General features: G+C 69.0%; 17 protein-coding genes. 5 read left to right on the top strand and 12 right to left on the bottom strand.

Annotated elements, in window-relative coordinates; translation table 11 throughout:
* Positions 1-69 precede the first annotated feature (69 nt).
* Positions 70-1,122 carry a 1,9-bis(guanidino)-5-aza-nonane synthase gene (locus CV103_RS03550; protein ID WP_015457432.1) on the top strand — a complete coding sequence of 351 codons (1,053 nt, stop codon included), beginning with the start codon at positions 70-72 and terminating at the stop codon, positions 1,120-1,122.
* A gap of 82 nt (positions 1,123-1,204) precedes the next feature.
* Here the strand turns inward: CV103_RS03550 and CV103_RS03545 are convergent, their stop codons facing one another.
* A complete protein-coding gene (locus CV103_RS03545; RefSeq protein WP_015457433.1) occupies positions 1,205-1,402 on the bottom strand; it encodes a hypothetical protein in 198 nt (65 codons plus the stop codon).
* A 204-nt stretch (positions 1,403-1,606) separates the two neighbouring features.
* Here CV103_RS03545 and CV103_RS03540 point away from each other — a divergent pair, with 204 nt between their 5' ends.
* Positions 1,607-3,445, top strand: coding sequence for a DUF885 domain-containing protein (locus tag CV103_RS03540; protein ID WP_107393994.1), 1,839 nt, complete (start codon positions 1,607-1,609; stop codon positions 3,443-3,445).
* Between the two features lie 46 nt (positions 3,446-3,491).
* On the opposite strand, the gene CV103_RS03535 is transcribed toward CV103_RS03540, so the two are convergent.
* The 9 genes from CV103_RS03535 to CV103_RS03495 all read right to left on the bottom strand — a co-directional run bounded on the left by CV103_RS03535 (position 3,492) and on the right by CV103_RS03495 (position 14,685).
* Positions 3,492-5,117: a phospholipase D family protein gene (locus tag CV103_RS03535; RefSeq protein WP_107393993.1), complete on the bottom strand. Its 1,626-nt coding sequence runs from the start codon at positions 5,115-5,117 to the stop codon at positions 3,492-3,494.
* Positions 5,118-5,144: 27 nt separating this feature from the next.
* Positions 5,145-5,570 carry a DUF2147 domain-containing protein gene (locus CV103_RS03530; RefSeq protein WP_015457436.1) on the bottom strand — a complete coding sequence of 142 codons (426 nt, stop codon included), beginning with the start codon at positions 5,568-5,570 and terminating at the stop codon, positions 5,145-5,147.
* Between the two features lie 31 nt (positions 5,571-5,601).
* A complete protein-coding gene (locus CV103_RS03525) occupies positions 5,602-6,453 on the bottom strand; it encodes a phosphodiesterase (RefSeq protein ID WP_107393992.1) in 852 nt (283 codons plus the stop codon).
* Positions 6,454-6,607: 154 nt separating this feature from the next.
* Positions 6,608-8,437, bottom strand: coding sequence for a cytochrome c3 family protein (locus tag CV103_RS03520; protein ID WP_107393991.1), 1,830 nt, complete (start codon positions 8,435-8,437; stop codon positions 6,608-6,610).
* A 10-nt stretch (positions 8,438-8,447) separates the two neighbouring features.
* Entirely contained in the window at positions 8,448-9,323 is an 876-nt protein-coding gene (locus tag CV103_RS03515) for a hypothetical protein (protein WP_107393990.1), read from the bottom strand.
* A 1-nt stretch (position 9,324) separates the two neighbouring features.
* Positions 9,325-11,757, bottom strand: a complete 2,433-nt coding sequence (locus CV103_RS03510; RefSeq protein WP_070934277.1) for a cyclic nucleotide-binding domain-containing protein — start codon at positions 11,755-11,757, stop codon at positions 9,325-9,327.
* A 151-nt stretch (positions 11,758-11,908) separates the two neighbouring features.
* The gene (locus CV103_RS03505; protein ID WP_015457441.1) at positions 11,909-12,529 is read right to left on the bottom strand and encodes an OmpA family protein; all 621 of its coding nucleotides are present in this window, start codon (positions 12,527-12,529) and stop codon (positions 11,909-11,911) included.
* A 138-nt stretch (positions 12,530-12,667) separates the two neighbouring features.
* Positions 12,668-13,876, bottom strand: coding sequence for a toll/interleukin-1 receptor domain-containing protein (locus tag CV103_RS03500; RefSeq protein ID WP_107393989.1), 1,209 nt, complete (start codon positions 13,874-13,876; stop codon positions 12,668-12,670).
* Complete coding sequence (locus tag CV103_RS03495) at positions 13,873-14,685, bottom strand: CPBP family intramembrane glutamic endopeptidase (protein ID WP_245896636.1); 813 nt, start codon at positions 14,683-14,685, stop codon at positions 13,873-13,875. The genes CV103_RS03500 and CV103_RS03495 overlap by 4 nt, the downstream gene beginning before the upstream one ends.
* Before the next feature lie 161 nt (positions 14,686-14,846).
* Here CV103_RS03495 and CV103_RS03490 point away from each other — a divergent pair, with 161 nt between their 5' ends.
* From CV103_RS03490 to CV103_RS03480, 3 genes are all read left to right on the top strand, one after another.
* Positions 14,847-15,848, top strand: coding sequence for a tetratricopeptide repeat protein (locus CV103_RS03490; protein WP_211314343.1), 1,002 nt, complete (start codon positions 14,847-14,849; stop codon positions 15,846-15,848).
* Positions 15,845-16,996 carry a non-hydrolyzing UDP-N-acetylglucosamine 2-epimerase gene (gene wecB / locus CV103_RS03485; protein WP_342749151.1) on the top strand — a complete coding sequence of 384 codons (1,152 nt, stop codon included), beginning with the start codon at positions 15,845-15,847 and terminating at the stop codon, positions 16,994-16,996. The genes CV103_RS03490 and wecB overlap by 4 nt, the downstream gene beginning before the upstream one ends.
* A gap of 76 nt (positions 16,997-17,072) precedes the next feature.
* Positions 17,073-18,446 carry a class II 3-deoxy-7-phosphoheptulonate synthase gene (locus CV103_RS03480; RefSeq protein ID WP_107394125.1) on the top strand — a complete coding sequence of 458 codons (1,374 nt, stop codon included), beginning with the start codon at positions 17,073-17,075 and terminating at the stop codon, positions 18,444-18,446.
* A gap of 59 nt (positions 18,447-18,505) precedes the next feature.
* Here CV103_RS03480 and CV103_RS03475 read toward each other — a convergent pair whose 3' ends face one another.
* Both CV103_RS03475 and CV103_RS03470 read right to left on the bottom strand, forming a co-directional pair.
* Entirely contained in the window at positions 18,506-18,973 is a 468-nt protein-coding gene (locus CV103_RS03475) for a YaiI/YqxD family protein (protein WP_015457447.1), read from the bottom strand.
* 3 nt (positions 18,974-18,976) lie between these two features.
* Positions 18,977-20,683, bottom strand: coding sequence for a DEAD/DEAH box helicase (locus CV103_RS03470; protein WP_015457448.1), 1,707 nt, complete (start codon positions 20,681-20,683; stop codon positions 18,977-18,979).
* Positions 20,684-20,726: the final 43 nt, after the last annotated feature.

The raw sequence follows: 20,726 nt of genomic DNA, 5'->3' as shown, positions 1-20,726 counted from the left end.
GGTTCGCTCGCTTCCCGGGATCCCAGCCTTTGCCGGGATGACGGCCAGTTTGCATTTCGAGGAACAACCATGAACGACGCCCCCACCAACGATACGCGCAAGGCGGATCTGCTCTCCACCGTCGTCGAGCATATCGACATCAAGAGCTTCGACGCGCGTCCCATCGTCGATGCGATGGGCAAGATGAGCTTCACCAGCCGCGATCTGGCGCGGGCGACCGGCATCTACAATCAGATGCTCGCCGATCCGGATTGCTCGATCTTCCTGGTGATCGCGGGCTCCACCTCGGCCGGCGGCTGCATGGACCTCTATGCGGAGCTGGTCCGTTCCAACATGGTGGACGGCGTGGTCGCGACCGGCGCGTCGATCGTCGACATGGATTTCTTCGAGGGCCTCGGCCACAAGCATTATCAGGCGCTCGAGGTGCCGGACGACAACACGCTGCGTTCGCTCTACATCGACCGCATCTACGACACCTATATCGACGAGGAGCAGCTTCAGGATTGCGACCACACGATCGGCAAGATCGCGGATTCGCTGGAGCCGAAGGCCTATTCCTCGCGCGCCTTCATCCGCGAGATGGGCAAGTATCTGGCCGAGCACGGCAAGAAGGAGAACAGCCTCGTCAAGCTCGCCTACGAGCATGACGTGCCGATCTTCTGCCCGGCCTTCGTCGACAGCTCGGCGGGCTTCGGCCTCGTCAAGCACCAGGTGGAGCGCGCCAAGGAGGGCAAGCCCTACATGGTGCTGGATGCCATCGCCGATTTCCGCGAGCTGACGGATATCAAGATCAAGGCGGGCACCACCGGCCTGCTGATGATCGGCGGCGGCGTGCCGAAGAACTTCATCCAGGATACCGTGGTCTGCGCCGAGATCCTCGGCCACGAGGATGTGGAGATGCACAAATATGCCGTGCAGATCACCGTGGCGGACGTGCGCGACGGCGCCTGCTCTTCCTCGACGCTGAAGGAAGCGGCGAGCTGGGGCAAGGTCGATACCGCGCTCGAGCAGATGGTCTTCGCCGAGGCCGGCTCGGTGATGCCGCTGCTCGCGTCGGACGCCTATCATCGCGGCCACTGGAAGACCCGCGCGAAGCGCGCCTGGGGCCGCATCTTCGATTGATGCGGCCTGGGTCGGCCGATCCGATCCTCGCCGGAAATCCACCCCGCGCCGGCCCTCCGGCGCGGGGTTTTCCATATGGATTTCAGGCGGGGTCCATCAGGTCCGGCAGCATGCTGTTCAGCAACGGCAGGGCGGTTCCGCAGAAGGCGCATTCCGCCGTCCTGCGGCCCACGAACCAGTGCATCTTCCCGCAGCCCGGGCAGTGGTTCACTTCATTGGCACGATAAAGCAGGCGATAACCGACGGATTCCAGTTCGGTCGGGGAAAAATGCTTGGTCATGAACTCCTCCCAAGATGCCGCCTATTACGCTCTCCCGTCTCCGAGCCCGCCCGCGTCGAACGGCTCGGCTCTGATATACCACGCGCCATCGGCAACGCCGAATGAACAGTGCGGGTTCCGCCGCCTTCCGGTGCGCTTCCGGGCATGGACAGGCCGCGACGGGCCGATTAGCCAATGGGGACAGCCTGTTGAGGAGAGATCATCTTGGATCGCCGTTCGTTCATGACCAATGCGGGGGTGCTCGCGCTTTCAACCACGCTGCCCGCGATGGCCAATGCCCAGGGCAATGCGGCCGGCGCGCGACAGTCCGCCGCCGGCCCCGCCGATGCCCAGCTCCGTTCGCTGCTGGACAAGATGTTCTACACCCGGATCGACGACAGCCCCGAGCAGGCGACCCGCCTCGGCCTCGACAAGGGCGATCGCGCCGCGCTCCGTTCCCGGCTGGACGACGAATCCGCCGCCGCGCGCGAACGGCAGGCCGCGCACCGCCGCAACGATCTCGCAGCGCTCCGCAAGATCGATCCCGCGAAGCTCGGCGCCGCCGCGCGGATCGACTATGACGTCGTCGAATATCAGCTCAGCCGCGATATCGCCGCTACCGATCGCTTCCGCTACGGCCAGTCGGCCGGCCGCTTCGCGCCCTACACGATCAGCCAGCTCACCGGCCCCTATCGCGACGTTCCCGATTTCCTGGATTCGCAGCATCGCGTGGCGGACCTTGCCGATGCGGATTCCTACCTCGCCCGCCTGTCGGCCTTCCCCAAGGCGCTGGACGACAGCCTGGAACAACAGCGCGCCGATGCCGCCAAGGGCGTCTTCGCGCCCGATTACATCCTCGATACCACGCTGAAGCAGCTCGCCGCGCTTCGCGATCAGCCGGCGGCGCAGACGGTGCTGGTCGCCTCCTTCGCCGCGAAGCTGAAGGCTGCCAACATCTCCGGCGATCACGCGGCCCGCGCCGAGAAGATCGTCCAGAACGAGGTGTTCCCCGCGCTCGATCGCCAGCGGCAGCTCGTCACGGACCTGCGCGCCAAGGCGACCCACGACGCCGGCGTCTGGCGGCTCCCCGATGGCGAGGCTTATTATGCCGCCGCCGCCGAGGCCGCGACCACGGTGCCCCTGAGCGGCGACGAGATCCATCGCCTCGGGCAGGAGCAGGTCGCCCAGATCTCGTCCGAGATCGACGGCATCCTGAAATCGCAGGGGATGACGCAGGGCACGGTCGGCGAACGCATGGTCGCGCTCAACCAGCGGCCGGACCAGCTCTACGCCAATACCGACGAGGGCCGCGCCGCGCTGCTCGATCAGCTCAACAGCCAGATCAAGGCGATGTATGCCCGCCTGCCCGAAGCGTTCGCCACGCTGCCCAAGGCCCCGGTCGAGGTCCGCCGCGTGCCGCCGCACATCCAGGCGGGCGCGCCGGGCGGTTATTATCAGAACGCCTCGCTCGATGGCTCGCGCCCGGCGATCTACTTCATCAACCTGCGCGATACGTTCGACCGGCCGAAATTCGGCCTGGCCACCCTCACCCATCACGAGGCGGTGCCGGGCCATCACCTGCAGGTCAGCCTCGCGCTCGAATCCACCGAGATCCCGCTGATCCGCCGCCGCAGCTTCTTCAGCGGCTACAGCGAAGGCTGGGCGCTCTATTCGGAGCAGCTCGCCGACGAGATGGGCATGTTCGAGGGCGATCCGCTGGGCCGCGTCGGCTATCTCCAGTCGCTCCTCTTCCGCGCCACCCGCCTCGTGGTGGATTCGGGGATGCACGCCAAGCGCTGGAGCCGCGAGCAGGCGACCGATTATTTCATCGCCACCACCGGCATCGCCCGCGGCCGCAGCCAGGGCGAGATCGATCGCTATACCGTCTGGCCCGGCCAGGCGTGCAGCTACAAGATCGGCCACACCGTATGGACGCGCCTGCGGGACGAGGCGAAGGCCAAGCAGGGCGACGCCTTCGATATCAAGGCGTTCCACGATGTGCTGCTGCTTGGCGCGATGCCGCTGACCGTGCTGGAACGCATCGTCCGCGCCCGCATCGCCTGATCGCCTCCGCCCCGGCGGCGCCGTTCCCGCGGCGTCGCCGGGCGCATCATAGCAGCCATTCGATCGGCAGCAGCGAAAGCAGGCGGATGCCGCCGCGCTGCCAGGCGCGCGTGCCGGGCTCGGTGCGGTGGGTCACGATGCCGCCGTCGCGCCGTTCCAGCCAGGCCAGCCGGCCGCCCGGCTCCAGCACCACCTCATAGGCGCGCTCGGGGATGTCGCCGGCGAAGGCCGCCTGCATCTCGCCCGCCAGCTCCGGGCTTTCGATCACGAAGCCCAGCTCCGTATTGAGGTGGATCGATCGCGGATCGAAGTTGAACGATCCGATGAAGGTCCGCTCGCGATCCACGGCGAAAGTCTTGGCGTGCAGCGTCGACGCGCTCGATCGCAGCACCTGCCCCGATCCGCCCGATCCGCCGCCCGATCCCAGCGTGGAGCCCGCGCCCGATCCCGTCCCGATCAGCTTTCGCCGGCGCCGGTCGCCGCCCGCGGGCGGGCCGCGCATCTCGAACAGGCGCACGCCGGCCTCCAGCAGCGCACGCCGCCGCCCGGCATAGCCGGCATGGACGAGCCACACGTCGGTCGCCTCGAAGGCGTTGGTCAGGATATTCACCTTCACGCCCCCCGCGCGGAGCGCGGCGAAGGCGTCCACGCCCGCAGCCGTCGGCACGAAATAGCCGGATACCAGGTCCACCTCCCGCTTCGGGTGGCCCAATATCCCGCGCAGCGACGCGCCCAGCAGCCCCTCCGGCGCGGCGCGGCCCACGCCCTTGGCGGGATCGTCGCTCACCATCCGCACCTCGGCCCAGCGTAAGGGAAGGTCCTTGCGGATGAAGGCGTTTATGATCGGCAGCGCTTCCACCGCGCGCATATAATCGCGCGCGGCAGGCTCCCGCGCGGCCCTGGCGGCCACCTCCGCGATCGTCTCCGCCTGTTCGCGCCCGACCGCGGGCAGGATGCGCGCCGCCGGATAGGCCGATGCGCTGGCCCAATAACGGTCGAAATCGCGCGACACCGCCTCCACCACCGGCCCGATCGCCAGCACGTCGAGATCGGCGAACAGCCCCTCGTCGCGGGCGCCGAAATATTCGTCGCCGATATTGCGGCCGCCGATGATCGTCGCCTGATTGTCGGCGGTGAAGCTCTTATTGTGCATCCGCCGGTTCAATCGCGGGAAATCGGCCAGATAACCCAGCATCTTCGGCCGGCGCAGCACGAAGGGATTGAACAGCCGGATCTCGATACCGGGGTGGCCGTCCAGCGCGGCCAGCCCCGCATCCATCCCGCTGATGCCGTTATCGTCCAGCAGCATCCGCACCCGCACGCCGCGATCGGCGGCGGCGCGCATCTCCTCCAGCATCAGCGTGCCGGAAAGGTCGGCGTGCCAGATATAATATTGCACATCCAGGCTGCGCACCGCCGCCCGCGCCAGCAGCATGCGCGCGGCAAAGGCATCGCGCCCGTCGTCCAGCACATGGATGCCCGAAAGCTCCCCTCGCCCTTCCCGCGCCGCCGCCGCGCCGCGCCCCAGCGGCGTATCGGCGGTATCGCCAAAGGCACGGGACGGCGCGCGCGGCTCCAGCGGCGGCAAGGGGTTGAGCAGGCGGATGACAAGGCCGGCGGCCAGCAGCAGAAGGAGGGCCAGCCCCAGCAGCTTCAGCAGCAGCACGATCATCCTTCCGATGCCTTCCCGGCTGCCGGCTCAGCGTGGCGCCGCTTCGTCGATCCGCGTCCAATATTGCGATTTGCAGCCGACGCCCGCGAACAGGCATCCCCTGGCGCGCAGGGTGCCGCCGCCGTCGGTGACGGTCAACGTGCCCGAGAAAGTCTTGTTCATGTCCGGCACGAACACCTTGCCGCGCCAGATATCGTTCTTGCCGGGGCGGAAATCGCGGAACAGCTCGGTTCCCACCAGATTTTCGGTGCCGCCCTCGCGCGCATCCGCCTTGGCCTTGTCGTTCGCCCATTCGACGGTGCCGCACAGCCGCGCCCCGCACGGGTGGGTGCGCACGCGCACGCTATCCTTGGGGTTGCGCCACAGGCCGTAATAAGGCTCGGCCGAAGCCGCCGCCGGCCAGCACAGGGCCAGCAGCGACGCGGCCGCGATCGGGAGGGAACAGGGCTTCACATCCAGGGCTCCATATCGGAGCCGTAACGCTCTACCCCGCACCGCGTTCCCCGATCAGCGCCGTCACCAGCGGCTGCATCCGCTCGTCGAAGCGCGCCAGCACGGCATGGTCCTCGGCCGCGTCGAAATGCGTCACCAGCGTTTCGCCCGTCCACTGATGCAGCGCGAAGCCGGGGGCGCCCGCCACGATCATCGGCCGATCGTCGGGCAGCGCCGGGTCCATCGGCGCCAGCGTCAGCGCCACCTGCGGCGCGGTGGACGGGCACACGATCATCGGCCGGCCGCGCCAGCCCGCCACCATCGGCCGGTGGATATGGCCGCCCACCATGGCGACGATGTTGCGATGCCCCGCCATCGCCGCATCCAGCCGGCCGATCCAGGCCTCCTCCGGGTCCGTCGTCATCCAGGCGATGCCGGTATCGATCGGCGGATGATGAAGCACGATCATCGTCGGCCGGTCCGGCGCCTCGGCCACGCGATCGGCCAGCCAGCGCGCCCGCGTCTCGCAGAAGGCGCCGCCGTGGCGGCCTTCCTCCAGCGTATCCAGCACCAGCAAGCGCAGCGGCCCGGCGTCGATGGCATATTGAACGAAGCCGTCCGCCACCGGGATTTCGGGAAAGACGGCGCGGAAATTGGCGCGGTCGTCATGATTGCCCAGGCACGGCCAGGCGGGCACGGGCAGCGCCTCCAGCGCCTCGCGCAGCCGGCGGTAAGAGGCCACGTCGCCGCGATCCACCAGATCACCCGTCGCCAGCACCAGATCGGGCCGCCGATCCATATGGGCCAGCAGATGGATCACCCGGTCCAGCCGCTTGCGGTTGAACTCCGCCGGATTGTCCGGGTCGAAGCCCAGATGCATGTCGGTAATCTGGGCGATCAACATCGGTTGCGCAGCACCTTTCCCCCGTTCCTCGCCCGCGGCGGACTTGACGCCCGCTTTCCCCACCCCGTCAAGCGCGAGCCCCGCCAGCCTGCCAATGTCCCTACCCGGCCGCTGTGATCGGCGGCACAGCCCGCACGCGGCCGCTTGCTCCCCCTCAGCTTCCGCCGGCCGCCTGCGGCCCGCGCCACGGCCGGGCGCCGGCCTCGCGCCCGCGCATACTGCGCACCATCGCCGGCGCCTGCCCGTCCATGTGATAATCGTGGCACATGGCGCAGGACGAAGGCACCGCCTTGGCCGCATCCTCGCCGCCATGGCAGGCCCGGCAGGTGGCGATGCCCGGCAGCAGCACGTCCGCCGCCGTGGCGGATTTCCGCGCCGCGTGGCAGCTCTCGCAGCTCTCGCCGGCATGGCTCTTATGGTCGAACCAGCCCTTCGCCATATAACGCTGCGGCAGGCGCACGGGCACCACGCCCCAATCGGCCGCCGCAAGCGATGTCGGCGGGGTCACCGCATGGCAATCGAAACAGGCGCCGCCTTCAGAAAAGGCCGCCCGGATCGCCTGGTCCGCGCGCGCCGGCCGCAGCGCCGCCGCCTGGTTGAAGGCCGCGCTGGTCCGCAGCATCATCGCCTCGCCCGGCCGGCGCCGCGCCATCCCGTCGAGGTTGATCGGCGCCACCGGCCCGGTCGACCGATAGAAAGCGCGCAGATCGGCCACCACCTGCCGGGGATCGCCATGGCGCAGCGTGCGGACGGTATCGCCCACCCGATCGAAGGCCAGGCTGTGGCACATCTGGCAATCCTTCTCCATCGACACCGGCTGGAAGCGGGCGCCCGTGGAATCGGGCACATGGCAGTCGGCGCAAACCAGGCTGTCGCCGAAGCCCTGCTCCACCTTCATCGTCCGCGCCATCGCCGCAACGCCGCCATTGGCGGCAAGGTGGATGTCGTGGGGGAATTTCAGGCCATTATCCTCCAGCGGCCGCGCATCCAGCGAAAGCCGCTGCACGATCGGCCGGTCGCCCGGATTGGTCGCCACCGCCGGGCGGAACTGGGGATGGTCGCGGCCGAAATCGGATGCGTTCAGCACCTTGGTGTCGGTCAGCCGTTGGTCCATGCCGCCATGGCAGTCACTGCAGAAGCGTTGCTCCGTCACCGGCATCGTCTTCGCGCCCTCATGCTCGACATGGCAGGCGACGCAGCGGCCCTCCGGGATGCCGAACATGCCGGCCACGGCGCGCTGGGCCTTGGCGCCGGCCCCCGGCTGCGGCTTGGCCACCGCCAGCCGCAGCGGATCGGCATGGCCGTGCACGCCGCCATGGCAGGCGGCGCAGGCTTCGTCGCGCACCGCCTCGCCCGGCTTCACATGGCAGGCCTTGCAGTCATTCTCCAGATTGGCGTGGGCGAGGCTCAGCCTGCCCGAAGACCACATCTGGTCGGCATGGAAGGCCACCTCCCGGCGCGCGCCATCGGCCGGCTGGTGGTTGGTGAAGAAGGACCATAAGGGCCAGGCGAGGAACAGCGCCAGCACCGCGATCGCCAGCGCCCAGGCGGTCGCGCGCCGGCCCGGCGCCACGCCGGCCAGTGAGAAGGCGCGCTGCTCGTCCCGCGCTTCCGATGCCTCGGAAAGCGCGCCGACCCGCTCGACCGAGATGATCGTCGCGCCGCGCTCGTCGCTCTCGCCCGCCGCCACGGTCAGCATGTGGCTGCCGATGCGGATATTCGCGCCGCGCGCCACGTCGATCGTCTCGCGCATGGTCGATCGGCCGTTCACGTCCACCGGCAGGCCGGACGTGGCGGCGATCTCGATCCGGCCGGGGCCGGCCTCGCGGATCTCGGCGTGGCGCAGCGTCACGGCGAGGTCGGGCAGGTGGATGTCGCTGTCCGCCTCGCGGCCGATGCCGATCGGCCCGGCGGCGAAGGTCTGCGGGCGGACGATCTCGCGGCCGTCGGCCGTGCGCGCGATCTGGCGGACGATGAAGGTCATGCCGCCGCGCCTACCAGTAGAAGAAAACGGAGAAGATGTGGGCGAACAGCGCCGCGATCAGCGCGAAGGTCAGCGGCACGTGCACGTAGAGCCATATCTCCAGCAGGGCCTTCAGCTTCAGGTGCTGGCGGATGCGCGCGAGCGCCGCTTCCTTCCGCTCCAGCAGCACGTCGATCCGTTCCAGCGCATCGTCGCCGATCGCCGGCCGCGGGCCGGTCTCGATCCGGATCGCTTCCTGCGCCGCGCGCGTCCCGCATTTCGGATAACGGCCGGTCAGCCGCGCGATCAGCCCGCCGCCGAAAGGATCGTCGTCCAGCGACATGCGGACGATCTCGGCATGGCGCTGGCCCAGCGGCTGGGCCGCCTCATGCAGTTGCCGGTCGAGCTGGCGGAGATTGTCCAGCATCTGCGCCTGCGTCGTCTCGCCCCGGTTGGCGCTCAGCACGCGCGGCAGGGTGGAATAGACGGCGATGCCGTAAATCCCCGAGATGATGACGATCATCATCAGCGCATAGGCCAGCGTGTGGACATTCCACCCGAACTGGAAGCCCGTGTGCAGCGTGCCGATCACCACCAGCGAAAGGCCGAGATACACATGCGCCGAAGTCCACGCCTTCAGCGACCAGCGCCCCCGGGTCATCGCCCGCTTGCGCACGCCCAGCAGGGTCAGCCACAGGATCAGCCCCGCGCCGATCGTGCCCAGCGTATAGCCATACCATGATCCGCCATTGGGCCGGGACCGCGCATCGTGGAAGGCGTAGATCAGGATCGCCGCCAGCGATATCGCCAGCGCCAGCTTCAGCCAGCGATAGCCGCGATAGCGCAGGAAGCCTTCATGCTGCGCCGCGCCGCCCGCGTCGAGCGGCCTCGCCCCCCTCGTCGCCACCTCAGCCCTCTCCCCGATCCAGCCGGGCCACGGTCAGGAAAGCCTCGGGCGCCACGCGGATGGCGGCGCCGGTGGGGCAGGCGCGCACGCAGGCGGGGCCGCCCTCGATCCCCGAGCACATGTCGCACTTGATCGCCTTCTTGGGCTTCTCGATCGCCGGATCGGCATGGGTGGCGGACCATTCGTGGCTGGGCTCGCCCGGCCCCGGCCCCTTGCCGAACAGGAACCAGCTCAGCAGGCCCGGCTTCTTCGGCGGCACCTTGTCCATGCGGATCACGCCATAGGGGCAGTTGCGCTGGCAATTGCCGCAGCCGATGCAGGTATCGTTTATGAACACCTCGCCGTCCGGCCCGCGATGGATGGCGTTGGGCGGGCAATCGGCCATGCAGTGCGGATGCTCGCAATGCCGGCAGGAAGTCGGCACGTGCAGGTGGGCGAAGGTCCGCCCCGCCTCACGGTCCAGCCGCGACAGGCCGTCATGGCTGTCTGCGCAGGCCTTCTCGCAATTGTCGCAGCCGACGCAGAGATTCTCGTCGATCAGCAGCACGTCGGTCGCCTCGCCCACGCCCTGTTCGACCAGGAAGTTCGCGACCGAGGAATACATGTCGACCACGGAGGAGAAGCTGTCCTTCCGCGCCTCGACGAAGGCATTCAGGTCCTGGCGCTGGGCCATGTCCCGCTTCGCCTTTTCCAGCAGGTCGGGCTTGCGGTCGAGCAGGCGGCGGAACGCCGCGCCGTCCAGCCGGATCACCTCGGACTTGATCGCCGCGCGCACCGTCGCCGTGCGCGGCGCGCCATCGATCACCGCCATCTCGCCGACATAGGAACCGGCCGGCAGGTAGGAGAGGAACACCGGCTTGCCGCCGATCGACTTCTCGACCACCATCGATCCCACGCGGATGACGAAGATGTCGCAGCCGTCCTCGCCCTCGGTGATGATCGCCTTGCCCGCGCTCACCGATTCCACCCTGGCGGTGGCCGTCACCTCGGCCAGGTCCTCCGGCGTCAGGCCCGATCCGAACATCTGGAGCAACTGCCGCTCGGTCGAGATGCGCGTCACCACGCGCCGGGCGGCCGGGTTGGACGCCATCAGCTTCAGCGCGGCGGTGCGCGATACCTCGACCAGGATCGAATCCTCCGCCGCGCGGATGGTGGCGCCGCGCCGGCGACCGGAAATCAGCCCCACCTCGCCGAAGATCGATCCCCGCCCGATCCGCACCCGCCCGGCCACGTCCACCGATCCCGATGCGATGCCGAACAGCGAGGAACCGGGATCGTCCTTCTCGAACACCGTCTCGCCGATGCGATAGGCCCGCACCTCGGAATCCAGCATGAACTCCCGCATCTGCAGCGGCGAAAGATCGTTCAGTATCTCCACGTTGGCGCGCAGATATTCCAGCCACTGGTCCACCGTGCGGCGGCGCGGCAGACGCTTGAACTTGGCTTCCAGGATCGGTTCGTCGGCCGGCTTCAGGCTGCTGTTGCCGTTGATGATCTCGACGACGTCATAGCCCTGGTTCATGCAGTGCTTGATCAGCGGATAGCCCGCCAGCGCGCCGATCACGTAGATGCCGGGCGCGGAAACGCTTTCGAACGTCGCCGTCAGCCGGGGAAAGGCCTCGCGATCCTCGCTGGTGAATTCGACGCCGCAGCTTTCGATGAACTTGCGCGGCGGCGCCGATCCCATCCGGGCGATGATCCGGTCGCAGCGGATGCGCGCCTCGCCATCGCGCGTGTCCAGCGTCAGCCAGCCCGGCTCCACCTTGCTGGGCGTGGTATCGGTCATCACCGCCAGCCGGCCGCCGTCGCGCATCGCGAACAGGCCCTTGACGTTGGCATCCTTGGCCCGGCTGAAATCGGCCGATCGGTTGAGGATGGTCACATGGTTGCGCTGGGCCGGGTCCTGCGCCAGGCCCACCGCATTCTCGATCCCGGCGTCGCCCGCACCGATCACGGTGATATGCTCGTCCACATAGGCGCCCGGATCGTCGAGCTGATATTGCACATGCGGCAGATCGCCGCCGGGGATGCGCAGCAGATTGGGGTTGCCCTGCGTGCCGATCGCCAGGATCACCGCCTCGGCCCGGATCACCTCGCCCCCGCCAAGGGTGAGGCTGAAATCCCCCTTGCCGCCGGCGATCGCCTTCACCTCGGCATTGAGGCGGACGTTCACGCCCTGCTCGGCGGCCTGCCGGTCCCATGCGCCCAGCACCGCCTCGCGCTTGCCGGCATCGAAGTCCATGTCCGAACGCAGCACGAGCTGGCTCGGCGTCGCCATGACGTGCTTGCCCTTCTGATATTTGAAGATCGTATCGGAAAGGTGGTCCGTCTTTTCCAGAAGGATGTGGGAAATGCCGAGCGCCGCCGCCCGCGCGGCCGCGCTGAGCCCGGCCGGCCCCGAGCCGATGATCGCAATGCGATAGGCGTCCGCCACTTTTCCCCCAGCCCCCCGCGATCCGGCTCCCACCAGCCGGCCTGTGCATCACCTTTCAGGCGACACCCAACGCTTTTTCCTTTGTCACCTTAACATTAGGTGGAGCAACCGCAGAATTGTCGCGATCGCAGGCCACCCGCAAAACGCGTCCCTATAGAAGCACCGCCATCACCCGGCGATTTTCCGGCGCGGTCGGCGCCACGCCCGGCAGCGGGCGGGACGATCCGAAGCCCGCAACCTCCAGCCGGCCCGCGGAAACCCCGGCTCCGGCAAGGAAATCCGCCACCGCCTGCGCCCGGCGGCGGGAAAGATCGCGATTGGCCGCCGCCGATCCCGAGGCATCGGTATGCCCTTCGATCCGCAGCCGCCGTCCATTGAGCTTCGGCCCGTTCAGCACGGCCGCATAACGGGCCAGCCGCGCCTTGGCCGCATCGGTCAGCTCGGCGGAATTGGGCAGGAAGGAAACGCCCAGATTGGCCGCCCCCGGTTGCGCGGGCGCCACCGTCCTGGGCGCGGGCGCGGCTGCCGCCTGGGCTGCCTGCGGCGTGGCCCCCGGCGCCGGCGCGCGACGGAAGCTGAACCCGCGCGAAGCCCCGCCCCGCGGCTCGCCGCGCGCCGGTTCCTGTGCCGTCGCGGCGCCGGCATCACCGTCCGCGCAATCGCCCGTCAGGTCGCACAGCAGCCGCGCCGCTTCCGGGTCGGCCTGCGCCATCGCCGGGTGCGTGGTGGCGAGCAGTGCGCCCAGCATCACCGGGCCGAAAAGCAATTTCATCGTTCGCATTCCTCACAAGGGCGGGCGTCCATCCCGCTTCCCGTTTCCGGGCATCGCTGCCCCTTACCATCCTCTATCCGCCGGTTCGGCCGGGCGATCAGTGATCCGCATCACGCTGATCGCCGCTTTTTCCGCGACCTATCGGCTGTCGATGCGGAACCATATCATGTCCGCGTCCCATTCCCCGCTCGCGGTGGCGGCGCGCAGCGTCCGCGCGAACTCCGCCGACGGCTGCACCGTGCCCTGCGGCATCGCCTTGGCCAGCGGCCGATCGCCCACCACCACGAACAGGCCGGTCCAGCCGAGATGATCGGGATAGATGTTGAACTCCCACTTGCCGTTGCCGGCCTTCACCAGCCCGACATCCGCATCCTTGAGCGCATCGATCGCCTTCGCATCGGGCAGGGCCCAGGTCACGACGCCCGATGGCTCGACGCCGAACAGCGCCACCGACTTGTCCTTGGCAGCCAGCGATATGGCGACACGGGCGAGCGATTGCCCCGTCGCGGGATCGAGGAAGAAGGGATCGCCCGTCACCCGCAGCCGTCCGCCCGGCAACTTACGCAGCCGGCGCGGCTCATCGATGGCCGGGCATTCGCGCGGGTCGATGGTGGCCACCTTGTCGATCGATACCGATCGCACCGTGAGGTTTTCGGCCCCGGCGACATCCAGCACCATCTGCCGCGCCGCCGCCGGATCGCCCGCCACGCCGATCAGGCCGATATGGCCGTCCGCGCCGGACTGGATGGGATCGACATGCAGCCAGGCGCAATCGATCCGGGCCAGATGCGGCTCCACCTTCTGCGCAAGGCTCGGCGCGGCGGAACGGAGCAGGAAGAAGCCGATCGCCCCGGCCAAAACCAGCGCGCCGATGGCGCCCGCGACCCATGCCTTATTGATCGGCCTGCCCGGCGGGGGCGGCGGTTCGGGCAGCGCCACCGGCGCCGCCTGCCCGCTCGCCATGAAATCGCGCGCCGCCGCGACCACGGCCCCCACTTCGCCGGCCGTGCCGCGAAACGGCGCGACATCGACGGGCTCGTGCCCGCCGAAACCGAAGGGCAGCTCCACCTTGTCCAGCAGCAGGCCCAGATAGGCGCCGCGCTCCTTCGCGGCCTCCGCCTCGTCGATCACGTCGGCGCCGGTATCGTCGTCCACGGACGTGCGGGACCAGCAAATCAGGCACAGCCGCGCATCCGCCATCGCCCCGGCGATCGCCGCCTTGCGATCCTGGCCGGGCTGGATGTCCCTGTCCCACCACAGGCTGTAGCCGGCGGCGCGCAGGCCTTCCGCGATCTTCGCCGCGCGATCGCCATCGGCCAGCGAATAGGCAAGATAGATGCCGCTCATTCCCCGGCGCCTTCCCCGCGCCGCGGCCACGCAAGCGGCAGCACCGCCAGCGCCAGCAGCACGCTCAGCACCAGGCTCGCATTGAAACCGTCCACTGATCCCCCCAGGATGGCGGGGCCGGCGAGATCGAAGTCGAACACCGCCCCGAAATCGCCGACGCCGGGGTTCGGATAGGCGCCGATCAGCGCCTCCTCCCCCCAATTATAGCCGAAATGCGCCAGGATCGGCGCCAGCAGCCCGCCCGTGCGGAGCGCGAGCAGGCCGAACCATATGCCCGCCAGCGTGATGTTCAAGAGAGATACCGGGTCATCCCAGCCGCCAGCGACATGAATCAGGGTAAACAGGCCCGCACTCGCCAGCACGCCCGGCCCTTTGCCCCACGCATCGACCAGGATGGGCTGCAGCAGCCCGCGCAGCAGCAGCTCCTCGCCGATCACCTGCGCCAGAATGGCCGCAAGCCCGATGCCCATCAGCGATGCGGGCACCGCGGCCACGGGGTTGCGGATCGCCACCCCTGCCGCCAGCGCGATCGCCAGCAGGACGAGGATCAGGACGAGCGCGACCGGCAATGCGAGCAGGGCAATCCGCCCGCCGCCCAGCCGCAAGCCCGGCCGGAACAGCACCACCCCCAGCACGCCGGCCAGGATCATCGCCGCCGATACGCCGAACCGGATGCTGGCCGACATACCCAGATCGGCGCCCCACGCCTCCGGCAGGCCGGCGACGGCATCGGGCAGCAGCAACAGCGCCGTCACGCTGGTGATCGCAACCCAGAGGATCGCGGCCAAGGCCCGCGCCTGCGCGCGCATCCGATTATCCCCCATCGCCTCCCCCGCGATCGCGACGCATCCGTTCCGATCGGCGCTCCTCCCCGGAGCGTCGCCTGCCGGTCGCGTTTCATCCACTCTACCAATCCGCCGATCCGGCGCTAGACTGGAAAGCGAAAGCAATCGGGGGGATACAGGAAGACGTGGCGGAGGAAGGGCAGCCCGACGGCGCAAAGGCCGGACGGACGATCACGGTCGATCGGCACCAGAACGGCCTGCCGTTCGCGCGAATCGCGCTGGCTGGGGCGGCCGCGATCGCGCTCGTCGCCGTGGGCCTTCAATTCTCGAAGGGCGGCGCGACGGGTGACGCGGCGGTCGCGTCCGCCCCGGCCGATCAGCCCCTTTCCCAGCAGGCCGATGTCGGCACGATGATCGCGCGGCTGGAAAAGAAGCTCGCCGACACGCCCGATGATGCCGAAGGCTGGCGGATGCTCGGCTGGTCCTATTACGGCACCGGCCGCTTCGCCGATGCGGTGAAGGCCTATCGCAGGGCGACCGCGCTCGATCCCGCCAATGCGGAAGGATGGTCCGCGCTGGGCGAGGCGATCGTGCTCGCCCTTCCATCCGGCCAGCCCGCCGCGATCACGCCGGAAGCGGACGCCGCCTTCCGCAAGGCGGTTTCGATCGATCCGGCAAACCCGCGCGCCCGTTATTTCCTGGGGGTGAAGAAGGATCTGGCCGGCGATCACAGGGGCGCGATCGACGACTGGATCGCCCTTCTCAAGGATACGCCCGCCGGCGCCCCGTGGGAGGGCAATGTCCGCCAGACGATCGAGCAGACGGCCGCGCAGAACAATATCGACCTCGCCGGACGCATGCCGGCACCCGCCGTCCCGCCCGGCTCGGCCGCGACCGATGCGATCCCCGGCCCGACGCGGGAAGACATCGCCGCCGCCTCGGCGCTGCCGCCTGGCCAGCAGGATGCGATGGTGCGCGGCATGGTCGACAGCCTCGCCGCCAAGCTGAAGGCCGATCCGAAGAATGCCGATGGCTGGCTGCGGCTGATCCGCAGCTACACGGTGCTGGGCGACAGGAAGGCCGCCGCCGGGGCGCTCAAGGATGCCCGCGCCGCTTTCGCCGGGGATGCGCCCACGCTCGCCAGGATCGACGAGGGCGCCCGCCAGCTCGGAATAGGCGCCCCCTGATCCGGCTGCTGTCCGTCGTCGGCACGCGGCCGGAGGCGATCAAGATCGCTCCCATCGCCCGTGCCGCCGCCGCGCGGCCCGCGATCGATCACCGGCTGGTCGCGACGGGCCAGCATCGCGAACTGTTCGACGACATGGCGGCCGCCTTCGGCCTGACGGTGGATCGCAACCTCGCCCTCGGCGAAACCGGCCAGACGATCGAGGCGCTCGAACAGCGCATCGCCGCCGCCCTGCCCGCCCTGGCCGATGAGTTGCGGCCGGACATGATTCTCGTCCAGGGGGACACCACCAGCGCCTGGGGCTCCGCGCTCGCCGCCCACCGGCTGGGCATGGCCGTCGGCCATGTCGAGGCGGGGCTGCGCAGCCACGACCTCGCCTTGCCGTTTCCGGAGGAACGCAACCGCGTGGAGATCGACGCCGTCTCCACCCTGCTGTTCGCGCCCACCGCCACCGCCCGCGCCAATCTGGAAGCGGAGCCCGCCGTCACGGGCCGCATCCACGTCACCGGCAATACCGGCATCGATGCCCTGTTGTGGATGCGCGGGATGGCCGCCGGGCATCGCCTGCATGATGGCGGCCGCCGGCTGGTCCTCGTCACCTGCCACCGGCGCGAGAATATCGGCGCGGGCATTGCGGGGATCTGCGAGGCGCTCCGCCGCCTTGCCCGCCGGCCGGACGTGCGGATCGTGCTGCCGCTCCATCCCAATCCTTCCGTCCGGGCCGGCATAAGGGAGGCGCTGGCGGGCATCGCCAATATCGAGCTTCTCGATCCGCTCGATTATCCCACGATGGTGCGGATGATGGACGGCGCCCACCTGATCCTGAGCGATTCCGGCGGCTTGCAGGAAGAGGCCCCCGCGCTGGGCGTCCCCCTGCTGGTGCTGAGGGACAATAGCGAGCGGCCGGAAGCGCTCGCCACCGGCAACATCGCGCTCGTCGGCACCGATCCCGACCGGATCGTCGCGGCCGCGACCCGCCTGCTCGACAATCCGGCCGCTTATGCCGCCATGGCGGTTCCGGCCTATCCCTATGGCCGGGGCGACGCCGCCGAACGCATATTGGACGCGATCGAGGATTGGGCCGCCACATTCCGCCCCCGCGCGTCGCAGCCGGCATCCGGCCGTTCGCCGCCTGCGTCCCAAGCCTAGCTTCTCCGCCGCCAAGGCCAGCCCGCTTGCCTTCCGGGCGCCGCTCCCCCAAGGGGATCGCGAAAGGATGACGAACATGGCGACGAACTGGACGCCCGACAGCTGGACGCAATATGAGGCCCGCCAGCTCCCCGAATATGCCGACAAGGCCGCGCTCGACCGCGCGACTGCCGAGCTTGCGCACTATCCCCCGCTGGTCTTTGCCGGCGAGGCGCGCGCGCTTACGGCGGATCTGGCGCAGGTGGCGGACGGCAAGGCATTTCTGCTCCAGGGCGGGGATTGCGCCGAAAGCTTCGCCGAATTCCATCCGAACAATATCCGCGATACCTTCCGCGTCATCCTGCAGATGGCGGTGGTGCTCACTTATGCCTCCAAGCTGCCGGTGGTGAAGGTGGGCCGCATGGCCGGCCAGTTCGCCAAGCCGCGGTCGGCCAATATGGAGGAAGTGAACGGCGTATCGCTGCCCAGCTATCGCGGCGATATCGTCAACGACATCGCCTTCGATGCCGCCTCGCGCGAACCCGATCCCGATCGCATGATCCGCGCCTACAACCAGGCGGCGGCCACGCTCAACCTGCTGCGCGCCTTCGCGCAGGGCGGCTATGCCAACCTCCATCAGGTCCACGCCTGGACGCTGGATTTCATGGGCCGCAGCCCGTGGGCCGCGCAATATCAGGCGGTGGCGGAACGGATCGGCGACGCGCTCGATTTCATGGCCGCCTGCGGCATCAACCCGCAGACGGTGCCGCAGCTCAACGGCACCAATTTCTACACCAGCCACGAAGCGCTGCTGCTGCCCTACGAACAGGCCTTCACCCGCCGCGATTCGCTGACGGGCGACTGGTATGACACGTCGGCCCACATGCTGTGGATCGGCGATCGCACCCGCTTCGAAGGATCGGCGCATGTCGAATATCTGCGCGGCATCGGCAACCCGATCGGCCTGAAATGCGGGCCGAGCCTGGAGCCGGACGCGCTGCTGCGCCTGCTCGACACGCTCGATCCCGCCCGCACGCCGGGCCGCATCACGCTCATCACCCGCTACGGCCACGACAAGATCGAAAAGCATCTGCCGTCGCTCGTCCGGGCGGTGAAGCGCGAAGGCCGGCCGGTCGTCTGGTCGTGCGATCCGATGCACGGCAATGTCGTAAAGGCTGCCAACGGCTACAAGACACGGCCGTTCGAACGCATCCTGGCGGAGGTTCGCGGCTTCTTCGCCGTGCACCGCGCCGAGGGCACCCATGGCGGCGGCATCCATGCGGAGATGACCGGCCAGAACGTCACCGAATGCACCGGCGGCGCCGTGGACGTGACCGAGCAGAGCCTGGCCGATCGCTATCACACGCATTGCGATCCGCGCCTCAATGCCGGCCAGTCGATCGAACTGGCCTTCCTGCTGGCGGAAATGCTCAACCAGGAAATGCGGGAACGGGAAAAGGCGGCCGCCTGAACGGACACGCCACCGGACGAACGAAAGGCCGCCAACCCATCCGGTTGGCGGCCTTGTTTTCATCCAGCCCTTGCCAGCCGCACCAGCGCCTCATCCAGCGCGGACAGGAAGCGCGATCGATCGGTCTTGGAGAAAGGCGGCGGCCCGCCGATCCCGTCGCCCACCGCGCCGGCCCGCAGATCGGCCATGATCGCGCGGGCCGCGATGGCGGTGCCGATCGAATTGACGGTGAAGGGCTTGCCGTTGGGCGCGATCACCTCGGCGCCGGCCTTCAGGCAGCGATCGGCCAGCAATATGTCCGCCGTCACCACCACCGCGCCCGGCCCCGCACGCTCGGCGATCCAGTCATCGGCCTCGTCGAAGCCCGCGCCCACCACCACCCGCTCGACCAGCGGATGCGCCGGCACGCGCAGGTGGCTGTTGCTGACGATCGTCACCGGCACCTCCCGGCGGAAGGCGACCTTGTAGATCTCCTCCTTCACCGGGCAGGCATCGGCATCCACCAATATCCGAAGGGGCGTGGCCATGGCCTATCGCCCGCGCCGGGGGCCTCCGGGCCTGGGCGTGGGCCGGGCCTGATGCCGGCCAGGCGGCGGCCCGCTGCGCCGGTTCTGGCGCTGCGTCTCGCGCGGATTGCCGTGCATCGGCTCGATCAATATGCCGCCGTCGCCTTCCGGGTCGGCCCCGGCGGTGCGCTTCAGCGCCGATGCGAAGCGTGCCGCGACATGGCGGGGTATCTCGAACATCGTCTCGTCGGCGGCGATGCGGATCGCGCCCACATCCTGCTTGGTGATGTGCCCCCGCCGGCAGAGCAAGGGCAGCAGCCAGCGCGGATCGGCATTGTGCCGCCGGCCCACATTCATGTGGAACCACACCGTATCCTCGAAGCCGGGGCGCGGCCCTTCCGGCCGTTCGCGCGGTTTCGGCCCCTGATCCACCAGATCCTCCGGCGCGGGCAGCTTCGCGCGATGGCTGCGCACCAGCATCGCGGCGATATCCTCCGCGCTCAGTTCCGCCATCAGCCGCTGGCCCAGCGCGCGATCCTCCTCGTCGATCTCGACGGGTGCGGAAAGCGTGGCAAGCAGCCGCTCGCGATCGGCGGCACGGATGTCGTCCGCGGTCGGCACCGGCACCCATTCCGCTTGGATGCGCGCGCCGCGCAGCATGGATTCCACCCGCCGGCGCCGCTGATAGGGCACGATCAGCACGGCCGTGCCCTTCTTGCCGGCGCGGCCGGTGCGGCCCGAACGGTGCTGCAGCGCCTCATGGTCGCGCGGCAGCTCCACATGCACCACCAGCGAAAGCGAAGGCAGGTCGATGCCGCGCGCGGCCACGTCGGTCGCCACGCACACCCGCGCCCGGCGATCGCGCAGCGCCTGCAGGGCGTGGTTGCGCTCGCTCTGGCTATGCTCGCCCGAAAGCGCCACCGCCTGGAAACCGCGCTCCACCAGATTGGCGTGGAGGTGGCGCACCGCATCGCGCGTCGCGCAGAACAGGATCGCCGTATCCGGCTCGTGCAGGCGCAGCAGGTTCACCACCGCGGCCTCGATGTCCGAAGGCGCCACCGTCACCGCCTGATAGGTGATGTCGCCATGACCGCGATCCTCAGTCATGGTCGAAATGCGCAGCGCATCCTTCTGGTAGCGCTTGGCCAGCATCACGATCGGCTTGGGCATGGTCGCGGAAAACAGCAGGGTCCGCCGGCCCTCGGGCGTCGCGTCGAGTATCTCCTCCAGATCCTCGCGGAAGCCCATGTCGAGCATCTCGTCCGCCTCGTCGAGCACGACGACGCCCAGGCCCGACAGGTCGAGCGCCCCGCGCTCCAGATGATCGCGCAGGCGGCCGGGCGTGCCGACCACGATATGCGCGCCATGGCTCAGGTTCCGCCGCTCGCGCGATGGGTCCATGCCGCCCACGCAGGAAACGATCCGCGCGCCGGCCTTGCCGTAAAGCCACATCAGCTCGCGACTCACCTGCAGCGCCAGCTCGCGCGTCGGCGCGATGGCCAGCGCGATCGGCGCGCCGGCCGGCCCCATCCGCCCCTGATCGTCCAGCAACTGGGCGGCGATCGCCAGGCCGAACGCAACGGTCTTGCCCGATCCGGTCTGCGCGGAAACGATCAGGTCGCGATGGTCCGCGCCCTCTTCCAGCACGGCGGCCTGGACGGGCGTGGGCGCGGCATAGCCGCGTTCGGTGAGCGCTTCGCCAAGAAGCGCGGGCAATCGGGAAAAGGGCATAGGCTTGCAGATGGCAGCAAAAGCGGGGTTGGCAAGGGCTTTC

The sequence above is a fragment of the Edaphosphingomonas fennica genome, assembly GCF_003034225.1.
Taxonomy (GTDB): domain Bacteria; phylum Pseudomonadota; class Alphaproteobacteria; order Sphingomonadales; family Sphingomonadaceae; genus Sphingomonas_E; species Sphingomonas_E fennica.
This window is presented reverse-complemented; position numbering and strand designations above follow the sequence as displayed.